The sequence below is a fragment of the Streptomyces sp. PL-29 genome (assembly GCF_058344425.1).
The window spans coordinates 1,575,548-1,595,593 of sequence record NZ_CP136996.1; the positions used below are offsets into that span (position 1 = coordinate 1,575,548).

Here is a 20,046-nt window from a genome sequence, read left to right on the forward strand (position 1 = left end):
CGGGGGTGTGCAACTGGTTTCCGGGGCGGCGGCCGGGCGAGCCGGGGCGCAGGCCGGGGTGAACGGATCGATACTCGCCGCAGGGGCGGCCGCGCGGCCGCGCCCGCCTCACGGATGGAGGACGGTGCGGGATGCAGTTCGACGACGACGCCGATCTGGACACGTCCGAGGTCAAGGATCTGCGTGGACGTCGCGTCCCGGGCGGGAGGGCCACCATCGGCGGCGGGCTCGTCGGCCTCGTCGCGCTCGTCGTCGCTCTGCTCTTCGGTGTCGGACCGGAGCAGCTGGGGCTGTCCTCCGGGGACGAGGAGCCCGCTCCGGCCGCGTCCTCCGTCAGCCAGGTGCAGCAGGCGTGCCGGACGGGGCGGGACGCGAACGCGCGCGAGGACTGCCGGCTCGTGGCGGTGGTCAACAGCACCCAGGACTTCTGGCGGCAGGAGTTCACGCGCCGCAACGGCCGGTACGCCCCGGCGTCGACGGTCTTCTTCACCGGCACGGTGAGCACCGCGTGCGGGGCGGCGACCTCGGCCGTGGGCCCGTTCTACTGTCCTGCGGACCGGCAGGTCTATTTGGACCTGGGCTTCTTCGAGGAGCTGCGGACGAAGTTCGGCGCGAGCGGCGGCCCCTTCGCGCAGGCGTACGTGGTGGCCCATGAGTACGGGCACCACATCCAGAACCTGACCGGCACGCTCCAGCGGGCCCAGGACGGGCGGCAGGGCGCGGACAGCAACGCGGTCAGGGTCGAACTGCAGGCGGACTGCTACGCGGGCTTGTGGGCGCACCACGCGACGCGGACTCCGGACGAGTCCACGGGGCGGCCCCTGATCACCACGCTGACCGACCGGGACATCAGGGACGGGCTGGACGCGGCGGCCGCGGTCGGCGACGACCGGATCCAGGAGATGTTCCAGGGCCGGGTGACGCCGGAGTCGTGGACGCACGGCTCGTCCGAACAGCGCCAGCAGTGGTTCTACCAGGGCTTCCGGACCGGCGACATGACCCAGTGCAACACCTTCCGCTGACCGTCGGCGGCGCCTGCCATGCTGTGTGACGCGGGTCACCGTCACGAGAGGGAGTGATCGTCATGGCAGGCGTTCCGTCCATCTGTCCCACGCTGGTCTACCGCGACGCCAAGGCGGCGATCAAGCTGCTGACGGAGGCCTTCGGCTTCAGCCAGGTCGCCGTGTACGAAGGGGACGACGGCGCGGTGGTGCACGCGGAGCTGTCCTACGGCAACGGTGTGGTGATGCTGGGCAGCAAGGGCACCGGCGGGGCCTTCGACAAGGCCATGGAGGGCGCCGGCCCCTCGGGGGTCTACGTCGTGGTCGACGACGTGGACGCCCACCACCGGCGGGCGGTCGAGCACGGCGTGGAGATCGTGATGGGACCCACCGACCAGGACTACGGCTCCCGCGACTACATGGCGCGGGACGGCGAGGGCAACATCTGGAGCTTCGGTACGTACGCGCCGCAGGCCTGAGGGCCGCGGGAGGTACGCGCCGCGGGTCCGGTCGGGCCCGCGGCGCGTACGCGCGTAGCGCGGGAGTCAGGCGCCGCCGGTGTGGACCTGGAAGGCGGCCCGGCGGACCGCCTTGGCCAGGGCCGGGTCCGGATGGGCGGCGGCCAGCGCGACCAGGACCTGCACCGTGCGCGGGTGGCCGACCGCGCGGACCTCGTCCAGCAGCCGGGGGACGGTGGTGCGGACGGCCGAGTCCAGGTGGCGGGCCAGCAGCTCGGCCTCACCGTGGTCGGCGATGGCTGCGGCGGTGTCGACCCAGAGCCAGGTCGACTCCTCCGCGGTGAGCACGTCCTGCGCCTCGTCGGGGTCGATGCCGTCGTGCTCGGCGAGCCAGAGCAGCGCGTACGGGCGCAGCGCGGGCTCGCGCACGGTGGCGCGCACCTCGGGCTCCGCCGGGGCGCCGACCACGCGCAGCGCCTCGAAGGCCAGGCCGCGCAGCAGGGCGTCCTCGCCGCGGGCGGCCTGGAGGAGTTCGGCGACGGCGTGGCCGACGGGGCGGGCGGCGAGCCAGGCCCGGTATTCGGCGCGGGCCGGTCCGGGAGTGAGCCGCGCACAGCCGTGCAGCATGGCTGCGGCGGACTGCTCGATGTTCCCGGCCGGGCTCTGCGCCGCGACGCAGATCTGTTCCAGTTTGACCCAGACGGCCCAGCTGCCGAGCGGGGTGAGGGCGGCCCGGGCGGGTCCGAGGGTGACGGCGTCCACGGCGGCGAGCCCGCCGAGCGCCCAGCGCAGCAGCCGGGCGAGCGGGACGGGGCGTGCTTCGGCGGAGCCGGCCGCGGAGGTCAGTGCCGTCGCGGGCTCGGCCTCGTAGGGGATCTCGCAGCGCTCGTCGCGCAGTTCGGTGACGCGCTGTCCGAGCAGGTCGAGCAGGTCGGGGACGGTCACCGGGCCGGCGGACAGCTGGAGCAGGGAGAGCAGTTGGGGCATGGCCTCGACGACCTCGGCGACGGCCGCGGGGGCGATGTCGGCGGGGGCCGGGTGGACGAGCGACCAGGCGTCGAAGAGCGCGACCCAGCCGCGCAGCACCGCGGTGTCGTCGCGGTCCCAGGCGCGCAGCCGCCAGCCGGGCCGGGCGTGGCCGCCGTGCACCTCGACCAGGCCGGCGAGGCGGGCGCGGTCCCAGCCGACCCGGATCTGGCCGTGCGTCAGGCCCAGCTCGTCGGCGGCGCGTTCGACGTCGGCGGCGGCCAGGGCTCCCGTGGGGGCGGGCCGGCCGCCGTCCACCGCGCCGAGGTTGCGTTCCGCCCAGCGGGTCAGGCGCACGGCGTCCGCGAGTGAGGCCCGGGCCCGGTTCGCGAGGTCGGCGGTGGCCGGGGTACCCGCCGGGGGGCGCGCGGCCGGGCGGGTGCGGCGGTCGGTCACCGCCTTGCGTGCCGCGGCGACGGAGCGCGGGGAGACGAGTCGGAGTCTGGAGTCGCGAGCCAACTGCTCATCAGGCTTTCGGGACGTCACGGAAGCAGTCTCGCCCGTCACTGGCCGAAAGCCCAAACGGAAGCGGCTCCTTCCACCAACTACCCCGGGTGCAGACCGGGACAAGCCGCCCGCAGGGCCCGGCCCGTCACACGGCCTTCACATCAGAGGAGTGAGGAAGCGGCGCAGGGCTTCCTCGTAGCCGGCCGGATCGGCGTTCCACATCGCGCCGTGCCCGGCCTCGCGCACCGTGTGCAGGGTGATCAGGTCGGGGCGGGCGGCGGCGAGCCTTCGGGAGGGGTCCCAGGGGGCGAGCGTGTCGTCCGGGCCGTGGAAGATCAGTACGGGGACCTTCAGCGCTGCGGGGTCGGAGCCCGGTGGGAGGCGGTCGGCACGCAGCCCCGCGCGGCCCTCGGCGGCCCGCACCGCCAGCGGCAGCAGCGCAGCCGGGGTGCGGCGCGCCGCGGCGAGCGCGCGCAGGGTGGTGTGCCAGTCGAGCACGGGCGAGTCCAGCACGAGTCCGGCGATCCGGTCGGCGAGCGCCGACCGCTCGACGGCGTGCAGGGCCATGGTGGCGCCGGTGGACCAGCCGTGCAGGACCACGCGGCGGGCGCCGTAGCGCTGGGCGTAGCGGATGGCAGCGTCCAGGTCCCGCCACTCGGACTCGCCGAGGTGGCCGAGGCCGTCGGGGGGTTCGGGGGCGCCGAGGTCGCCGCGATAGCCGAGGTCCAGGACGGGCAGCCGGTGGCGGTGCAGGAAGGGCATGACGACCATCGGGTGCTCGCGGCCCGCGCCGAGTCCGTGCACGGTGATCACCCAGGTGTCCCGGGCGGCGGGCACGAACCAGGCGGGCAGCGCGCCGAGCTCGCCGGGGACGTCCACGTCGGCGTGGTCGAGCCCGAGTGCGGTGCGCGGATCGCCGATGTGCACCTGGGGGGTGAGGGTGACCCTGGTGCCGGGGTCCAGGCTGCCGTGGGTGACGGAGAGGAGCCGGCGCACGACGGTGTCCGGGTCGTGGGCCGCGTCCGGGAGCACGGGGCCGACGACGGCGTGCACACCGGGCGCGGCCAGGCCGTACACGCCGGGGCGCAGGGAGGCCAGCGAGCGGGTCAGTGCGATCCTGCCGTCGCCTGCGGAATGGACGCTCAGCCGTGGTCCGCCGGGGAGCGGTACGCCGGGCCGGGGGCGCAGGGCGGCATCGGCGGCGTACCGGCCGGCCGCCACGGCGGCCGCGCCCGCCCCGAGGAGGGTCGTCGTGACGGCCGCTGCCGTCGCTGTCACGGTACGCACCGTTCCAGTGTGGTCGCGCAGAGTCCGGCGAGCCACCGGAGGCACACCTTCCGGGTCTACGCGGGGAGAGTGATCCGGGTCTCATTCCGGGGGCGGCCGGGGTGGCCGCGGGCGCCGTCGGGGACATGCGGAGGGGTTCGTTCACCCGGCTTTGACGTGCATTAATGCTGAAATCAGCGCAACAATCAGGACGAATGTCTCGATCGCGCCCTGTGCCCGTACACCGCTCCGCCGGAGTCAGTTCACCTTCCGTTCATCCAGGTTGCCTACGTTCGCCGAGCCACTGACGCCAAACAGAAGCCTGGGTAAATGGAGCACATAACGCTTCTCCTCGGGATCGTGATCATCACCGCTCTCGTGTTCGACTTCACGAACGGTTTTCACGACACGGCCAACGCGATGGCCACCACCATCTCGACCGGCGCCCTCAAGCCCAAGACCGCGGTGGCCATGTCCGCCGTGCTCAACCTCGTCGGCGCGTTCATGTCCGTGGAGGTCGCCAAGACGATCTCCAAGGGCCTCGTCAACGAGGAAGGCATCCAGCCAGAGGTGATCTTCGCCGCGCTGGTCGGCGCGATCCTCTGGAACCTCGTCACCTGGCTGGTCGGACTCCCGTCCAGTTCCTCCCACGCCCTGATGGGCGGCCTGATCGGTGCCGCGGTCGCCTCCGCCGGCATGGGCGCGGTCAACGGCGGGGTCGTCGTGACCAAGGTCCTCATCCCCGCGATCGCCGCGCCGCTGGTCGCCGGCGTCGCCGCGTACCTGGCCGCCAAGCTCACCTACAAGCTGGGCGACAAGGTCGGCGAGAAGACCTCCGCCAAGGGGTACCGCGCCGGTCAGATCGCCTCCGCCGGTCTGGTCTCCCTCGCGCACGGCACCAACGACGCGCAGAAGACGATGGGCATCATCACGCTGGCCCTCATCGCCGGCGGCGCACTCACGCCCGACGCGAACCCGCCGGTCTGGGTCATCGTCTCCGCCGGCCTGGCCATCGCTCTCGGCACCTACCTGGGCGGCTGGCGCATCATCCGCACCATGGGCAAGGGCCTGACCGACCTGCAGCCGCAGCAGGGCTTCGCCGCCCAGACCTCGGCCGCATCCGTCATCCTGGCCTCCTCGAACCTGGGCTTCTCGCTCTCCACCACCCACTCGTGCTCCGGTGCGGTCATGGGTGCGGGCCTGGGACGCAAGGGCGGCGTGGTCCGCTGGTCCACCGCGACCCGCATGTTCGTCGCCTGGGGCCTGACCCTGCCGGCCGCCGCGCTGGTCTCCGCCGGTGCCGAGCTCGTCATGCGCGCCGGTGACGTCGGCGTCGCCGCCGTCACCGTCTTCCTGGTCGGCTCCTGCCTGGCCATCTGGCTCATCTCGCGCCGCCAGGTCGTCGACCACCACAACGTCAACGAGGTCGAGCAGGCGGACGCAGAAGAGCCGGGCGTCGTCACCACGGCGATCGCCGCCGTCACCGTCCCGCCCACCGTCGCCGCGGCCGGCACCACCGCCGCGGTCGCGGACGACGACCTCAAGGCCACCATCCCGGCCACGACGCAGACCCCGGCAGCTCCGGCCGCCACGGTCTGACCGAGACAGAGACACAGAGGAATCGGCAGTATGAAGATCGACTGGGAAGCGCTCGGCTCCGTCTTCGGGGTCAGCCTCTTCGCCACCGTCGCCCTCGTGGCCCTCTTCACCCTGGGCCTGGTGGGCCTGTCCAAGCACGAGGCCGCCACCGAACAGGGCGGCACCGCCACCCTGGCCCGCAGCGGCGCGTACCTGTGCTTCGCGCTCGTCGCGGCGGCCGTGACGTACGGGATCTACCTGATCGTCGTCTGATCCCCCGCGCCAGCGCGAGCCAGACGTGAAAGCCCCCTCCGGGTTCGTCCCGGAGGGGGCTTTCCCCAATCCGGCTTTCCCCGCTCCCCGCCCTGCCGCACCGCAGGTCAACGGCGAGTTGACGGGCCTTCCGGGTGCGTGGTGGACTGCCCGAGCCAATACGGCGGCATGGAGAGGAAGTCCGGTGCGAATCCGGCGCGGTCCCGCCACTGTCACCGGAGAGCGCACGCCGCGCGTGCGCCCCGGGAGCCAGGAACTCTCGCCGCCGGACACGTCGAACCAGGGCGCGGACCCTGAGTGAGGACATACCTGCCACCATGCGTGCCGATCGCGTCTTCGCGTACGGCGCCACGGCGGGCCTGATCGGCGACCGGATCCTCGGTGATCCCCGCCGAGGGCACCCCGTGGCCGCCTTCGGACGAGCCGCCGCCGCAGTCGAGCGCTCCCTGTGGCGTGACGACCGCGGCCGGGGCGTCCTGCACACCCTGCTGTGCGCCGGGGGCGCGGCCGCCGTCGGCGCGCTGGGCGCCCGCGTCGTGCGCTCCCGGCCCGCGGCCGCCCGTATCGCCCTGACCGCCGCCGCCACCTGGGCCGTCGTGGGCGGCACCTCGCTGGGCCGTGAGGCCCGTGCCATCGGGGGCGCGCTCGCCGCCGGGGACATCGAAGTGGCCCGTGAGCGCCTGCCCCACCTGTGCGGCCGCGACCCGCAGGCCCTGGACGGGCAGCAGCTGGCCCGGGCCGTGGTGGAGTCCGTGGCCGAGAACACCTCCGACGCCGTGGTCGGGGCCCTGGTGTGGGGCGCCGCCGCCGGAGTCCCCGGACTGCTGGCGTTCCGCGCCGTCAACACGCTGGACGCGATGGTCGGCCACAAGTCCCCCCGCCACCTGCGCTACGGCTGGGCCTCCGCCCGCCTCGACGACCTCGCCGGCTGGCCCGGCGCCCGGCTGACCGCCCTGGCCGCCGTGGTGGCCGGCCCCGACCGGCGCGGAGCCGTGCGCGCCTGGCGCGCGGACGCCGCCGCGCACCCGAGCCCGAACGCCGGTCCCGTCGAGGCCTCCTTCGCCGGGGCGCTCGGCGTCAGACTGGGCGGGACCCTGGCCTACGGCGGCCGGGTCGAGCACCGGGCCGTCCTGAACGGCGGGGCCGGGCGCCCGGTGGAGGTCGCGGACATCGAACGGGCGGTACGGCTGTCGCGACAGGTGACGTGGCTGGCCCTGGGCGCCTGCGTGGCCGCCCGGACGCTGGCGGCACGAGTACGAGGGGGACGCGCATGAGCGGCGCGCAGCGCGGCGGCGGACTGCTGGTCGCCGGTACGACGTCCGACGCGGGCAAGAGCGTGGTCACGGCAGGCATCTGCCGCTGGCTGGCCCGGCAGGGCGTGAAGGTGGCGCCCTTCAAAGCGCAGAACATGTCGCTGAACTCCTTCGTCACCCGGGAGGGCGCCGAGATCGGGCGCGCCCAGGCGATGCAGGCCCAGGCGGCCCGGGTGGAGCCGACCGCGCTGATGAACCCGGTGCTCCTCAAGCCCGGCAGCGACCGCAGCAGCCAGGTGGTGCTGCTGGGGAAGCCGGTGGGCGAGATGAGCGCCCGCGGCTACCACGGCGGGCGGCAGGAGCAGCTGCTCGGCATCGTCACGGACTGTCTGGAGCAGCTTCGGGGCACGTATGACGCCGTGATCTGCGAAGGGGCCGGCAGCCCGGCGGAGATCAACCTGCGCCGGACCGACATCGTGAACATGGGCATCGCGCGGGCCGCGCGCTTCCCGGTGGTCGTGGTCGGCGACATCGACCGCGGCGGGGTCTTCGCGTCCTTCTTCGGGACGACGGCGCTGCTCTCCCCCGAGGACCAGACGTTGATCGCCGGATACCTGGTCAACAAGTTCCGCGGCGATGTGTCGCTGCTGGAGCCGGGCATGGAGATGCTCCGCGGGCTGACCGGCCGGGCGACCTACGGTGTGCTGCCCTTCCGGCACGGGCTGGGCATCGACGAGGAGGACGGCCTGCGCGTCTCGCTGCGGGGCGCGGTCCGCGAGTCCGTGGTGGCACCGCCCGTGGGCGAGGACGTGCTGCGGGTCGCCGTGTGCGCGGTGCCGCTGATGTCGAACTTCACGGACGTCGACGCGCTCGCCGCCGAGCCGGGGGTCGTGGTGCGCTTCGTGGACCGCGCCGAGGAACTGGCCGACGCCGACCTGGTCGTCGTCCCGGGCACCCGGGGCACGGTGAAGGCTTTGGCGTGGCTGCGTGCACGCGGACTGGCGGACGCGCTGGTCCGGCGGGCCGCCGAGGGCCGCCCGGTGCTGGGCATCTGCGGCGGTTTCCAGGCCCTGGGCGAGCGCATCGAGGACGATGTGGAGTCGAAGGCCGGCTCGGTGGAGGGCCTCGGGCTGCTTCCGGTGCGCGTCCGCTTCGAGCGCGAGAAGACCCTGGCCCGGCCCACCGGAACCGCGCTCGGCGAGCCGGTGGACGGGTACGAGATCCACCACGGGGTGGCCGAGGTCCTGGGTGGGGAAGCGTTCCTGGACGGATGCCGGGTGGGGGCGGTGTGGGGCACGCACTGGCACGGCTCGCTGGAGTCGGACGGCTTCCGCCGGGCGTTCCTGCGCGAGGTGGCGGCGGCCGCCGGACGGCGGTTCGTACCGGCCCCGGACACCTCCTTCGCCGCGCTGCGCGAGGAACAGCTCGACCTGTTGGGCGACCTGATCGAGGAGCACGCCGACACCCGTGCACTGCTGGACCTGATCGAAGCGGGCGCGCCGGCGGGCCTCCCCTTCCTCCCGCCGGGCGCCCCGTGACCGGCGGGGCCCCGCGGCTGCCGAGGAGCGGAGTTCGCAACGGAGCCCCGGTGCAGGGACGGAGGACCTACGGGGGACGGTCCCGCACGGCTGCGGCCCGCCCACGGCCCGCGGCCGCCCCGCACCTCCGCGCCGGCACCTGCACGCAGACACACATCCGCCCAGAGAAAGGCATCGCATGAGCACGCCCTACCCGTTCACCGCGGTCGTCGGCCAGACCGACCTGCGGCTGGCGCTCCTGCTGAACGCCGTGAGCCCGGCGGTCGGCGGTGTGCTCGTACGCGGCGAAAAGGGGACCGCCAAATCCACCGCCGTGCGCGCGCTGTCGGCACTGCTGCCGGCCGTGGACGTCGTGCCCGGCTGCCGGTTCTCGTGCGCGCCCGTCGCACCCGACCCGGACTGCCCCGACGGCCCGCACGGCACCGGCCCCGGCGGCGCCCGCCCGGCCCGCATGGTGGAGCTGCCCGTCGGCGCCTCCGAGGACCGACTCGTCGGCGCCCTCGACATCGAGCGGGCCCTCGCCGAGGGCGTGAAGGCCTTCGAGCCCGGCCTGCTCGCCGACGCCCACCGCGGGATCCTGTACGTGGACGAGGTCAACCTCCTCCACGACCACCTGATCGACCTGCTGCTGGACGCCGCCGCGATGGGCGCCTCGTACGTGGAGCGCGAGGGTGTCTCCGTCCGGCACGCGGCCCGGTTCCTGCTCGTCGGCACCATGAACCCGGAGGAGGGCGAGCTGCGGCCGCAGCTCCTCGACCGCTTCGGACTGACCGTGGAGGTCGCCGCCTCCCGCGAGCCCGCCCAGCGGGTGGAGGTCGTCCGCCGACGGCTCGCCTACGAGGACGATCCCGCGGGCTTCGCCGCCCGCTGGTCGGGGGACGAGGAGCAGGTCCGCGCCCGGGTCACCGCCGCGCGGGCACTGCTGCCGCAGGTCCGCCTGGGGGACAACGCGCTCCTGCAGATCGCCGCGACCTGCGCCGGCTTCGAGGTCGACGGCATGCGGGCCGACATCGTGATGGCGAGGACCGCGACCGCACTGGCGGCCTGGGCCGGGCGGACGGCCGTGCTCAAGGAGGACGTACGGCAGGCCGCCCTGCTCGCCCTCCCCCACCGGCGGCGCCGCAACCCCTTCGACGCACCGGGCCTGGACGAGGACAGGCTGGACGAGATCCTCGACCAGTTCCCCGACGAGGACCCCCAGGACGACCCGGATCCGGAGCCGGAGCCGGAGCCGGACCCGGACCCGGAACCCGGCCCGGACGGCGGCCCGGAGAACCCGCAGGGCCCGGACGACGGCGGCGGCCCCGACGGTGGCGGAGTTCCCCCGCAGGGCGGCGGTCCCCAGGACGCCCAGCCCCCGGCGCAGCAGCCCGCCGAGGCCCCCGCGGCTCCGCCGGAGGCCGCCCCGCAGCCTCCCGCCGGGGAGGCCGGCGGGCCCGAGCAGGCCGCCGTACGCGCTGCCGAGCCGTTCCGGACCAGGATGCTGAGCGTCCCGGGGCTCGGGGAGGGCGCCGCCGGGCGGCGTTCGCGCGCCCGAACCGCCCACGGTCGGACCACCGGCGCCCAGCGCCCACGCGGGCAGCTTACGAAGCTGCACCTGGCGGCCACCGTGCACGCGGCCGCCCCGCACCAGAAGGCGCGCGGCCGTTCCGGGCGCGGCCTGCTGATCCGCAAGGACGACCTGCGGCAGGCCACCCGCGAGGGCCGCGAGGGCAACCTCGTCCTCTTCGTGGTCGACGCCTCCGGTTCCATGGCCGCCCGGCAGCGGATGAGCGCGGTCAAGGGCGCCGTGCTGTCGCTGCTGCTCGACGCCTACCAGCGCCGGGACAAGGTCGGCCTGGTCACCTTCCGCGGCGCCGCCGCGGAGTTGGCGCTGCCGCCCACCTCCTCGGTGGACGCGGCCGCGCCCGGCTGGAGAAGCTGCCCACCGGCGGCCGGACCCCGCTGGGGCCCGGACTGCTGAAGGCCCACGAGGTGCTGCGGATCGAGCGGCTGCGGGATCCCAGCCGCAGGCCGCTGCTGGTCGTGGTCACCGACGGGCGGGCCACCTCGGCCGGTTCCGCCGGCGGCGACCCGCGCGAGCTGACGGCGCGCAGTGCCCGCCTGCTGGCCGCCGACGGGGTCGCCTCCGTCGTCGTGGACTGCGAGTCGGGGCCGGTCCGGCTGGGACTGGCCGGGGGCGCTGGCCGCCGAACTCGGCGGGCCGGCCGTCACCCTCGACGGGCTGCGGGCCGACTCGTTGGCCGGGCTCGTGAAGGACGTACGTACCGCAGTGACAACTCCCGCTTCCCCCAACACCACCAGGAGGGCCGCGTAATGCCGCAGGGACAGCCGTCCGTCGTTCCCGACGACGGGCTCACCACCCGCCAGCGCCGCAACCGCCCGCTCGTCTTCGTCCACACCGGCCCCGGCAAGGGCAAGTCCACGGCGGCCTTCGGGCTGGCGCTGCGCGCCTGGAACCAGGGCTGGCCGATCGGGGTGTTCCAGTTCGTGAAGTCGGCGAAGTGGAAGGTCGGCGAGGAGAACGCGCTGAAGGTCCTCGGCGCCTCCGGCGAGGGCGGCACCGTCGTCTGGCACAAGATGGGCGAGGGCTGGTCCTGGGTGCAGCGGGACGCGCAGCTCGACAACGAGCAGGCGGCCAAGGAGGGCTGGGAGCAGGTCAAGCGGGATCTGGCCGCCGAGACGCACAAGCTGTACGTGCTCGACGAGTTCGCGTACCCGATGCACTGGGGCTGGATCGACGTCGACGAGGTCATCGAGGTGCTGCGGAACCGCCCCGGCGCCCAGCACGTGGTGATCACGGGCCGCAACGCGCCGGAGAAGCTGGTGGAGTTCGCGGACCTCGTCACCGAAATGACGAAGGTCAAGCACCCGATGGACGCCGGCCAGAAGGGCCAGAAGGGCATCGAGTGGTGATCCCGTCCGACATCCCCCGGCTGGTCGTCGCCGCGCCGTCGTCCGGCAGCGGCAAGACCACCGTGGCCACGGGCCTGATGGCGGCCTTCGCGGAGCGCGGCCTCGCCGTGTCCCCGCACAAGGCCGGGCCCGACTACATCGACCCCGGGTACCACGCGCTGGCCACCGGGCGGCCGGGACGCAACCTCGACGCCTTCATGTGCGGGCCGGAACTGGTCGCTCCGCTGTTCGCGCACGGGGCGGCCGGGTGCGACCTGGCCGTGGTCGAGGGCGTGATGGGGCTCTACGACGGGGCCGCGGGCCGGGGCGAGCTGGCGTCGACGGCGCAGGTGGCGAAGCTGCTGCGGGCGCCGGTGGTGCTGGTGGTCGACGCCTCCTCGCAGTCGCGGTCGGTGGCGGCGCTGGTGCACGGCTTCGCGTCCTTCGACCCGCAGGTGCGCCTCGGCGGGGTGATCCTCAACAAGGTCGGCTCCGACCGCCACGAGGTGATGCTGCGGGAGGCCCTGGAGGAGGCGGGCATGCCGGTGCTCGGCGTCCTGAGGCGGGCTCCTCAGGTGGCCACGCCCTCGCGCCACCTGGGGTTGGTGCCGGTGGCCGAGCGGCGCGCCGAGGCGCTGGCCGCCGTGGCCGCACTCGCCGAGCAGGTCCGAGCGGGCTGCGACCTGGACGCGCTGATGGCGCTGGCGCGGACGGCCCCGCCGCTGTCCTGCGCCCCGTGGTCGGCGGCGGGGCCTTCCGAGCCGGCACCGGTGTCCGCCCGGGGGGACACCGCTCCGGGCCCCAGGAGCGACGCCGGGCGGCACCGCCGCCCCGTCGTCGCTGTCGCCGGCGGGCCCGCGTTCACGTTCTCCTACGCCGAGCACACGGAGCTCCTGCGGGCGGCGGGCGCGGAGGTCGTCACCTTCGACCCGCTGCGGGACGAGGCCCTGCCCGAGGGGACCGGCGGCCTGGTGATCGGCGGCGGCTTCCCCGAGGTGTACGCGCCCGAGCTGTCCGCCAACCAGGCGCTGCGCGAGGCCGTCTCCGCGTTCGCCGCGGCCGGCGGTCCGGTGGCGGCCGAGTGCGCCGGGCTGCTGTACCTGGCCCGGTCGCTGGACGGGAAGCCCATGTGCGGGGTGCTCGACGCGGACGCGCGGATGTCGGAGCGGCTGACCCTCGGCTACCGCGAGGCGGTGGCGGTGTCCGACAGCTCGCTCGCGGCGGCCGGTACCCGGCTGCGCGGGCACGAGTTCCACCGGACGGTCGTCGAGCCGGGCGCCGGGGAGACTCCCGCATGGGGGCTGACGCACCCGGAGCGCCGCGTCGAGGGCTTCGTGCGGGGCGGTGTGCACGCCAGCTATCTGCACACGCACTGGGCGGCGGAGCCGTCCGTGGCCCGCCGTTTCGCCGGGGCCGCGGCCGCGTGGACCGCGACCGTGCGGGAAGCCGCGGCAGCACGGCCGTGAACCCTGCCGGCTCACTCCGCGATGCCCACCACGAGCCAGATCCCGGCCACCCCGCCCACCGTGCACATCAGCGTGGACAGGGCGGGGTGCTTGTGGTGCGCCTCGGGCAGGATCTCGGCGGCCGCGAGGTACAGCAGGAGGCCTCCGAAGAACCCGAGGTACGCGCCGAGGGGTTCCTCCGGAAGGGTGAACAGCAGTGTGGACGCGGCGCCCGCGACGGGCGCGACGGCGTCCGCGAAGAGCATCATCAGGGCCTTGCGGCGGTCGTTCCCGTAGAGGCTGGTGAGGGTGTAGGTGTTGAACCCGTCGGCGAAGTCGTGGGTGATCACGGCGAGTGCCACGGCCACCCCCATCCCGCCACCGACCTGGAAGGCCGCGCCCAGCGCCACCCCGTCGGCGAGGCTGTGGCCGACCATCGCGGCGGCCGCGGTGAGCCCCACCTGCGGGACGCGCCCGCCGTTGTCGGCGCCGTGCGCGGCCCGGCGCACGGCCAGCAGGCGTTCGACGACGTGGGCGACCAGGAAGCCGGCCACGAAGAGCAGCAGGGCGAGCGGGACACCGAAGACCTCCCGGCCGGCCGCGTGCAGGGCTTCGGGGAGCAGGTCGAGGCCGACGACACCGAGCATCAGTCCGCCGGCCAGGCCCAGCACGAGGTGGCGGCGGTCGGTGACGCGCTGCGCCGTCCAACCGCCCAACAGGGTCATCAGGAACGCGCCCAACGCCACGATCACGGCCATGTGCCCCTGAATACAGACTCCGCAGCCCGCGCGCACGTCCGCGCGCGGGTGGCGGGTGTCGCGGTGTTGACGATGGACGGGTGTCCGGTGAGGTGCCGGTGACCGTGACGACGGAGGGAGGCCCCGCGGTGGGCGAGTACACGACGCGGCTGGTGGTCGGGGTCGGTGGCCGTGCGGGGGTCTCCGTGGAGGAGGTCTGCGCACTGGTCGAGGAGACGCTGCGGGGCGCCGGGCTGGCCGAGGCGGCCGTGACGGCGCTGGCCACCGTGGACTCGAAGGCGGCCGAGGCGGGGATCACCGGTGCGGCGGAACGTTTCGGCGTGCCCGTTCTGGGTTATCCCGCGGCCCGCCTGGCCGCCGTCACCGTCCCGCACCCCTCGGAGGCGGTGCGGGACGCGACCGGGACCCCCTCGGTGGCGGAGGCCGCCGCCCTCGTCGCGGGCGGAGAACTCCTCGTACCCAAGCGGCGTTCGCTGTCGGCGACCTGCGCGGTGGCCACGGCCGAAGCGCACGACCTGCGCCACCACGGGGACGCCGAGGTGGCGGACGCGGGCTCCGCGCTGGAGGACCTCGCGGTCAACGTACGGGCGCACACGCCGCCGGAGTGGCTCAAGCGGCGGATCGCCGCCTCCCTCGGGGACCTCGCCGCGTACCCCGACGGGCGGGCCGCCCGCGCGGCAGTGGCGGCGCGGCACGGGCTGCCGGTCGAGCGGGTGCTGCTGACGGCGGGGGCCGCGGAGGCCTTCGTGCTGATCGCGCGGGCCCTGGGCGCCCGGCGGCCGGTCGTGGTGCATCCTCAGTTCACCGAGCCCGAGGCGGCCCTGCGGGATGCCGGCCACCGGGTCGAGCGGGTGGTGCTGCGGGCCTCGGACGGGTTCCGGCTCGATCCGGCAGCGGTGCCGCAGGACGCGGACCTGGTGGTCGTCGGCAATCCGACCAACCCGACGTCCGTGCTGCACCCAGCGGCGGCCCTGGCCCAACTGGCCCGTCCGGGCCGGGTCCTGGTGGTGGACGAGGCGTTCATGGACGCCGTCCCGGGCGAGCGTGAGGCCCTCGCGGGCCGGACGGACCTGCCGGGGCTGGTCGTGCTGCGGAGCCTGACGAAGACGTGGGGTCTGGCGGGGCTGCGGATCGGTTACGTGCTGGCCGAGCCTGAGGTGATCGCGAAGCTGGCGGCCGCGCAGCCGCTCTGGCCGGTGTCGACGCCCGCTCTGGTGGCGGCCGAGGCCTGCGTGGCTCCGGCCGCGCTGACCGAGGCGGAGGAGGCCGCACGGCGGATCGCCGTGGACCGGGCCCATCTGTTGGCCGGGCTCGCGGAGTTCGACGAGGTGAAGGTGGCGGGCGTGGCGGAGGGTCCGTTCGTTCTGATCCAGCTGGCGGACGGTGCGGAGGTCCGCACCCGGCTGCGGGCCCTGGGCTTCGCCGTGCGGCGCGGGGACACCTTCCCCGGACTGGACCGGACCTGGCTCCGGCTGGCGGTGCGCGACCGGGCGACGACGGGCCGCCTGCTGCAGGCCCTGGACCGGGCCCTGGCCCTGACCTCCCGCTGACCTCCCGCTTCTCCGGTGGCGGACCGTCCGGGCCGCTGGGAGGTGATGCGGGCCGACTGCCTCACGCAGTACTCGGACACGGGGCCGCCGTTCGCGTCCTCTGCGCCTCCTGCGCGGCCCTCGACGGGGCGCTTCCCGCCGCCGGGCGCGACGCGTACGCGCGGATCGACCGCAGGTCACCGAGGCCGTGACGGCGCGGGGCGCGGGGGGCAGGATCTGGCCCACGCCACCCGTTGAGCACTCCCCTCCGATGTGCTCGCCGGGTGGCGCGGTCCCGGGCCCCGGCCGCGCCGTGCGGCGGGCCGGGACACGGACCGGGGTCGCCCGGCAGTTCTACTGGGTCCTGCTCCGGCGGGTCAGGAAGAGCGCACCGCCGCCGAGCGCCAGCAGGGTCAGCGCGCCGCCCGTGATGTAGGGGGTGAGCGAACCGCCGCCGGTCTCGGCCAGGTTGGCATCGGTGGTGGCGCCCGAATCGCTGCCGCCGGAACCGGCGGTGGTACCCGAACCTCCCGTGGTGCCACCGGTGTTCGTCCCGGTCTGGGTCTTGATGTCGGGCTGCTCGGGCTGCTCGGGCTCCTTCGTCGTCGTGGCCGCGCCCTTCGGGGACTCGCAGTGCGCCTCGGCCAGCACGATCTCGCCGTCCACCTGCGCCACGTTCAGGTTCAGCGGGTTCACGGCCACCTTCAGCCGGAGTGCGGCGGCGGCGGCCGTGGTGGAGGTGGTCTCGGTGCCGGACAGCTCCAGGCTGACCATGCCGACCCCCGGGACTTCGACCTTGGTGGGGCCGCCCGCCGACAGGGTGACCCTCTTGCCGAGCGCGGTCACCGTGCCCAGGACGTTCGCGCTGGCCACGGGCTTCCTCCCGGCTTCACAGACGGCCTTGGACGTGACCTTCTCCACCTCGATCAGCGAGAGCAGCGGCAGCCCGGGCACGTGCACACGGGCCTTGGCCAGGTTCGCCTCGGCCTCCGCCTTCTTCTTGTCCGCGGTGGCCCTGGAGGTGGCGACGTCCGCGCGCAGGACGCTGACCGGCTTGTTCCCCTCGACCCCGTCCAGGGTGACGGTCAGCGCCGTCTTCTCCGCCTTCGCCGGGGCGCTGACCTCGTTGAGGGTGGCCTTCAGCGGGACGTCGACGGTCTTGTTGAGCAGGCCCACGTCCAGTCCGGTGCGCAGGACGACCGCGCCGGACCTGCCCTCTCCGCCGGCGGGGGTTCCTCCCGTGGCGGAGGCGGGCGGTGCGGTGAGCAGAGCGACCGCTCCCGTGGCGAGCAGAACGGCCGCGGGCATGCGGAAGGTGTTGCTGTTCAAGGTGGTGGAACCCCCGGGGAGTTGGGTGCCGTCGCGCGGCCAATGGGGGACATCGCACGCGCCGACGGCTTCGACCCTGGGAATCCTTACTCAATGTGGGTGACGGGGCAGCTACCTGAGGTCACTTCACCCCAAAGGGTGGTTTCCGTGCGGGGTTTCGATTTGCGGCCCCGCTCACCGCGTTACTCCCCGCACCCCCACGACTCCGCTCCTGGCACCGCGTTCAGGCCCTGACCCTGCCGTCGACGACCACCCGTCGAGGCTGCGCCAGGACGGCCACGTCGGCCCGCGGATCGCTGTCGTAGACCACCAGGTCCGCCGGTGCGCCCTCGGTGAGCCCCGGCCTGCCGAGCCACTCGCGGGCCGCCCAGGCCGTCGCCGAGAGGGCGTCCAGTGCCGGAATCCCGGCCTTCACCAGTTCGGCGACCTCCGCCGCGACCAGTCCGTGCGGCAGCGACCCGCCGGCGTCGGTACCGACGAAGACCCGGACGCCCGCGTCATAGGCGGCCCGGACGGTGTCGTAGCGCCGCTCGTGAAGCCGCCGCATGTGCGCCGACCAGCGCGGGAACTTCGCGTCGCCGCCCGCCGCCAGCTTGGGGAAGGTCGCGATGTTGACGAGGGTGGGGACGATGGCGACCCCGCGTTCCGCGAACAGCGGGATGGTGTCCTCGGTGAGGCCGGTGGCGTGCTCGATGCAGTCGATGCCCGCCTCGACGAGGTCGCGCAGCGAGTCCTCGGCGAAGCAGTGCGCGGTGACCCGGGCGCCCAGCCGGTGCGCCTCGGCGATGGCCGCCTCGACCTCGGCGCGCGGCCAGCAGGCCGTCAGGTCGCCGGCGTCGCGGTCGATCCAGTCGCCGACCAGCTTCACCCAGCCGTCGCCGCGCCGCGCCTCGCGGCCGACGTACTCGACGAGGTCGGCCGGCTCGATTTCGTGGGCGTAGTTGCGGATGTAGCGGCGGGTGCGCGCGATGTGCCGGCCCGCCCGGATGATCTTCGGGAGGTCCTCGCGGTCGTCGATCCAGCGGGTGTCGGAGGGCGATCCGGCGTCGCGGATCAGGAGGGTGCCCGCGTCGCGGTCGGTGAGGGCCTGGCGTTCGGCCGTGGCGGCGTCGACCGGACCGTGGGCGTCCAGCCCCACGTGGCAGTGCGCGTCGACCAGGCCGGGCAGGACCCAGCCGGTCACGGTGGTGACCTCGCGGGCGCCGGGCGGGCGCTCGTAGGAGACGCGCCCGCCGACCACCCAGAGCTCGTCGCGGACCTCGTCGGGCCCGACCAGCACCCGCCCCTTCACGTGCAGCACGTCGCTCACATCGCTCACATCGCTCATGGCGGCACTGTACGTGCGGCCCCCGCGGCGTCAGGAGGCGGAGAGCACGTCCAGGAGCCGGTCCACGTCGGCCTCCGTGTTGTACAGGTGGAACGAGGCCCGCAGCAGGCCCGCGCGGGCCGAGGTGAGGACGCCGGCCGCCTGCAGCACGGGCTGCCGGCCGGCGAGGCCCGGGACGGAGACGATGGCGGCGTCGCCCGGCACGGGCTCGTGGCCGAGGTGCGCGAGTCCGGCGCGGTAGCGAGCGGCCAGGGCGGTGTCGTGGGCGTGCACGGCCTCGATGCCGATCCGCTCGATCAGGGCCAGCGAGACCTCCGCCGCATGGTAGGCGAGGAAGGCCGGAGACTCGTCGAACCGCCGCGCGGAGTCGGCCGGTTTCGGCATCGGGCCGTAGACGGCGTCCCACATCGACTCCGCCGCCACCCAACCCGCATGCAGCGGCGTCAGAGCGTCCTGGGCCTCCCGCGACACGGTCAGGAAGGAGGCTCCGCGGACGCTGAGCAGCCACTTGAAGCCGACGGTGACCGTGTAGTCGTACGGCGAGGCGTCGAAGGGGAGCCAGCCCGCCGCCTGGGACGCGTCCACGAGCATCCGGGCCCCGTGCGCCGCCGACGCCGCGCGCACCGCCGCGAGGTCGGCCCGGCGCCCGTCCGCGGACTGTACGGCGCTCAGTGCGACCAGCGCGGTGTCCGGGCCGACGGCCTCGGCGAGCGACTCCAGCGGCGCGAAACGCACCTTGAGGTCGTCCCGCACGACAAACGGGTTGATCACAGAGGCGAAGTCGTCCTCCGGACAGAGCACTTCGGCGCCGGAGGGGAGCGAGGCCGCGACGAGCCCGACATGGGTGGAGACGGCCGAGCCGACGGCCACCCGGTCGGTGTCCACCCCGACCAGGCGGGCGAAGGAGGCACGGGCCCGGTTGACCCGGTCGAAGTCGCCGAATCCGGCGGGGATCCCGGCCCCCGCCGCCTCGGACAGTTCCTTCACCGCCGCGACGGCGGCACGCGGGACGACGCCGCAGGCGGCGGAGTTGAGGTAGGTGGTGGTGTGGGCGAACTCGGCACGGGTCGCTTCGGCGATCGAAAGATCCATGCCGTCAACTCTGCGCCAGGAGCGAACCAAAGTCCATTGCCGAGTTTTGCGCACCCACTCCAAGCATTACTTATACCTGTGGGACCGCGCACGTCTCGTCGGGCCCACAGGCCGCGGCCTCCGCCGGCGCCTCCACCTCACGCCCGGCCCACGCCTGTTCAAGGGCCCGGGTGAACACCTCGGCCGGCTGCCCTCCGGAGATCCCGTAGCGGCGGTCGAGGACGAAGAACGGCACCGCGTTCGCGCCCAGCTCGGCGGCCTCGCGCTCGTCGGCGCGGACCTCGGCGGCATAGGCGGAACCGTCCGCGAGGACGGCGCGGACCTCGGCCTCGTCCAGGTCGGCCTCGACCGCGAGCCCGATCAGCACCTCGGAGTCGAAGACGGAGCGCTCCTCGGCGAAGTTGGCCCGGTAGGCGAGGTCGAGCAGCGCCTCCTGCCGGCCGCGGGCGCCGGCCAGGTGCAGCAGCCGGTGGATGTCGAAGGTGTTGCCGTGGTCACGCCCTTCGGTCCGGTACGCCAACCCCTCGGCGCGGGCGCTCGCGGCGACGTGCTCCTCCATGCTGCGCGCCTCGTCGAGGGTGCGGCCGTACTTCTCGGCGAGCATCTCCACGACGGGGGAGGTCACACCCTTGGGGCTGCCCGGGTCGAGCTCGAAGGACCGGAAGACGACCTCCACCTCGTCGCGGTGCGCGAACCCGGCCAGCCCCCTGGCGAAACGGGCCTTGCCGATGTAGCACCAGGGGCAGGCGATGTCGCTCCAGATCTCGACGCGCATGATCCTTCTTCTCTCCGGGGTCGATGAGGGGACGGTTTGTTGTTCAACCATCAGTG

At 74.3% G+C, this 20,046-nt stretch carries 16 protein-coding genes, 1 pseudogene and 1 riboswitch; of the genes and pseudogenes, 10 read left to right on the forward strand and 7 right to left on the reverse strand.

The genetic code is table 11. From position 1 onward, the window contains the following. Positions 1-131: 131 nt before the first annotated feature. Positions 132-1,022: a KPN_02809 family neutral zinc metallopeptidase gene (ypfJ, locus tag R4Z63_RS07220; RefSeq protein ID WP_384454392.1), complete on the forward strand. Its 891-nt coding sequence runs from the start codon at positions 132-134 to the stop codon at positions 1,020-1,022. A 62-nt stretch (positions 1,023-1,084) separates the two neighbouring features. Further along, on the forward strand, positions 1,085-1,480 hold the full coding sequence (locus R4Z63_RS07225; RefSeq protein WP_037930279.1) for a VOC family protein: 396 nt from the start codon (positions 1,085-1,087) through the stop codon (positions 1,478-1,480). Positions 1,481-1,546: 66 nt separating this feature from the next. Here the strand turns inward: R4Z63_RS07225 and R4Z63_RS07230 are convergent, their stop codons facing one another. Then, on the reverse strand, positions 1,547-2,971 hold the full coding sequence (locus R4Z63_RS07230; RefSeq protein WP_370466570.1) for a hypothetical protein: 1,425 nt from the start codon (positions 2,969-2,971) through the stop codon (positions 1,547-1,549). A 117-nt stretch (positions 2,972-3,088) separates the two neighbouring features. Next, positions 3,089-4,219 carry an alpha/beta hydrolase gene (locus R4Z63_RS07235; RefSeq protein ID WP_384454397.1) on the reverse strand — a complete coding sequence of 377 codons (1,131 nt, stop codon included), beginning with the start codon at positions 4,217-4,219 and terminating at the stop codon, positions 3,089-3,091. A 309-nt stretch (positions 4,220-4,528) separates the two neighbouring features. Here R4Z63_RS07235 and R4Z63_RS07240 point away from each other — a divergent pair, with 309 nt between their 5' ends. The 7 genes and pseudogenes from R4Z63_RS07240 to R4Z63_RS07270 all read left to right on the forward strand — a co-directional run bounded on the left by R4Z63_RS07240 (position 4,529) and on the right by R4Z63_RS07270 (position 13,201). After that, on the forward strand, positions 4,529-5,797 hold the full coding sequence (locus R4Z63_RS07240) for an inorganic phosphate transporter (RefSeq protein ID WP_037930194.1): 1,269 nt from the start codon (positions 4,529-4,531) through the stop codon (positions 5,795-5,797). 30 nt (positions 5,798-5,827) lie between these two features. Continuing rightward, positions 5,828-6,049 (forward strand): hypothetical protein, encoded by a 222-nt coding sequence (locus tag R4Z63_RS07245; RefSeq protein ID WP_037930191.1) that lies wholly within the window; start codon positions 5,828-5,830, stop codon positions 6,047-6,049. A gap of 173 nt (positions 6,050-6,222) precedes the next feature. Then, positions 6,223-6,308: riboswitch (cobalamin riboswitch) on the forward strand. 58 nt (positions 6,309-6,366) lie between these two features. Next, the gene (locus R4Z63_RS07250; RefSeq protein ID WP_037930188.1) at positions 6,367-7,323 is read left to right on the forward strand and encodes a cobalamin biosynthesis protein; all 957 of its coding nucleotides are present in this window, start codon (positions 6,367-6,369) and stop codon (positions 7,321-7,323) included. Then, positions 7,320-8,840, forward strand: coding sequence for a cobyric acid synthase (locus tag R4Z63_RS07255; RefSeq protein ID WP_037930185.1), 1,521 nt, complete (start codon positions 7,320-7,322; stop codon positions 8,838-8,840). Before R4Z63_RS07250 ends, R4Z63_RS07255 begins: the two co-directional genes overlap by 4 nt. Positions 8,841-9,018: 178 nt before the next feature. Then, positions 9,019-11,157: pseudogene (locus R4Z63_RS07260) on the forward strand (putative cobaltochelatase). Next, positions 11,157-11,756 carry a cob(I)yrinic acid a,c-diamide adenosyltransferase gene (cobO, locus tag R4Z63_RS07265; protein ID WP_037930179.1) on the forward strand — a complete coding sequence of 200 codons (600 nt, stop codon included), beginning with the start codon at positions 11,157-11,159 and terminating at the stop codon, positions 11,754-11,756. The pseudogene R4Z63_RS07260 and the gene cobO overlap by 1 nt, the downstream one beginning before the upstream one ends. Next, positions 11,750-13,201, forward strand: coding sequence for a cobyrinic acid a,c-diamide synthase CobB (locus R4Z63_RS07270; protein ID WP_384454406.1), 1,452 nt, complete (start codon positions 11,750-11,752; stop codon positions 13,199-13,201). The genes cobO and R4Z63_RS07270 overlap by 7 nt, the downstream gene beginning before the upstream one ends. An 11-nt stretch (positions 13,202-13,212) precedes the next feature. Here R4Z63_RS07270 and R4Z63_RS07275 read toward each other — a convergent pair whose 3' ends face one another. Next, on the reverse strand, positions 13,213-13,938 hold the full coding sequence (locus R4Z63_RS07275; protein ID WP_384454408.1) for a ZIP family metal transporter: 726 nt from the start codon (positions 13,936-13,938) through the stop codon (positions 13,213-13,215). A gap of 98 nt (positions 13,939-14,036) precedes the next feature. Between R4Z63_RS07275 and cobC the strand changes: the two genes are divergently transcribed. Then, positions 14,037-15,488: an Rv2231c family histidinol phosphate aminotransferase CobC gene (gene cobC, locus R4Z63_RS07280; protein WP_370466707.1), complete on the forward strand. Its 1,452-nt coding sequence runs from the start codon at positions 14,037-14,039 to the stop codon at positions 15,486-15,488. 333 nt (positions 15,489-15,821) lie between these two features. Here the strand turns inward: cobC and R4Z63_RS07285 are convergent, their stop codons facing one another. From R4Z63_RS07285 to R4Z63_RS07300, 4 genes are all read right to left on the reverse strand, one after another. After that, on the reverse strand, positions 15,822-16,796 hold the full coding sequence (locus R4Z63_RS07285) for an SCO1860 family LAETG-anchored protein (RefSeq protein ID WP_384454411.1): 975 nt from the start codon (positions 16,794-16,796) through the stop codon (positions 15,822-15,824). A gap of 223 nt (positions 16,797-17,019) precedes the next feature. Beyond that, the gene (locus R4Z63_RS07290; protein WP_384454414.1) at positions 17,020-18,123 is read right to left on the reverse strand and encodes an amidohydrolase family protein; all 1,104 of its coding nucleotides are present in this window, start codon (positions 18,121-18,123) and stop codon (positions 17,020-17,022) included. A 30-nt stretch (positions 18,124-18,153) separates the two neighbouring features. Next, entirely contained in the window at positions 18,154-19,215 is a 1,062-nt protein-coding gene (locus R4Z63_RS07295; RefSeq protein ID WP_384454417.1) for an aminotransferase class V-fold PLP-dependent enzyme, read from the reverse strand. A gap of 70 nt (positions 19,216-19,285) precedes the next feature. After that, positions 19,286-19,990 carry a DsbA family oxidoreductase gene (locus R4Z63_RS07300; RefSeq protein WP_384454420.1) on the reverse strand — a complete coding sequence of 235 codons (705 nt, stop codon included), beginning with the start codon at positions 19,988-19,990 and terminating at the stop codon, positions 19,286-19,288. Positions 19,991-20,046: the final 56 nt, after the last annotated feature.

What these genes read in the sequence shown, in the direction of transcription:
- ypfJ (WP_384454392.1), top strand. Translation starts at nt 132, where the DNA reads ATGCAGTTCGACGACGACGCCGATCTGGACACGTCCGAGGTCAAGGAT.
- R4Z63_RS07225 (WP_037930279.1), top strand. Translation starts at nt 1,085, where the DNA reads ATGGCAGGCGTTCCGTCCATCTGTCCCACGCTGGTCTACCGCGACGCC.
- R4Z63_RS07240 (WP_037930194.1), top strand. Translation starts at nt 4,529, where the DNA reads ATGGAGCACATAACGCTTCTCCTCGGGATCGTGATCATCACCGCTCTC.
- R4Z63_RS07245 (WP_037930191.1), top strand. Translation starts at nt 5,828, where the DNA reads ATGAAGATCGACTGGGAAGCGCTCGGCTCCGTCTTCGGGGTCAGCCTC.
- R4Z63_RS07250 (WP_037930188.1), top strand. Translation starts at nt 6,367, where the DNA reads ATGCGTGCCGATCGCGTCTTCGCGTACGGCGCCACGGCGGGCCTGATC.
- R4Z63_RS07255 (WP_037930185.1), top strand. Translation starts at nt 7,320, where the DNA reads ATGAGCGGCGCGCAGCGCGGCGGCGGACTGCTGGTCGCCGGTACGACG.
- cobO (WP_037930179.1), top strand. Translation starts at nt 11,157, where the DNA reads ATGCCGCAGGGACAGCCGTCCGTCGTTCCCGACGACGGGCTCACCACC.
- R4Z63_RS07275 (WP_384454408.1), bottom strand. Translation starts at nt 13,938, where the DNA reads ATGGCCGTGATCGTGGCGTTGGGCGCGTTCCTGATGACCCTGTTGGGC.
- R4Z63_RS07290 (WP_384454414.1), bottom strand. Translation starts at nt 18,123, where the DNA reads ATGAGCGATGTGAGCGATGTGAGCGACGTGCTGCACGTGAAGGGGCGG.
- R4Z63_RS07295 (WP_384454417.1), bottom strand. Translation starts at nt 19,215, where the DNA reads ATGGATCTTTCGATCGCCGAAGCGACCCGTGCCGAGTTCGCCCACACC.
- R4Z63_RS07300 (WP_384454420.1), bottom strand. Translation starts at nt 19,990, where the DNA reads ATGCGCGTCGAGATCTGGAGCGACATCGCCTGCCCCTGGTGCTACATC.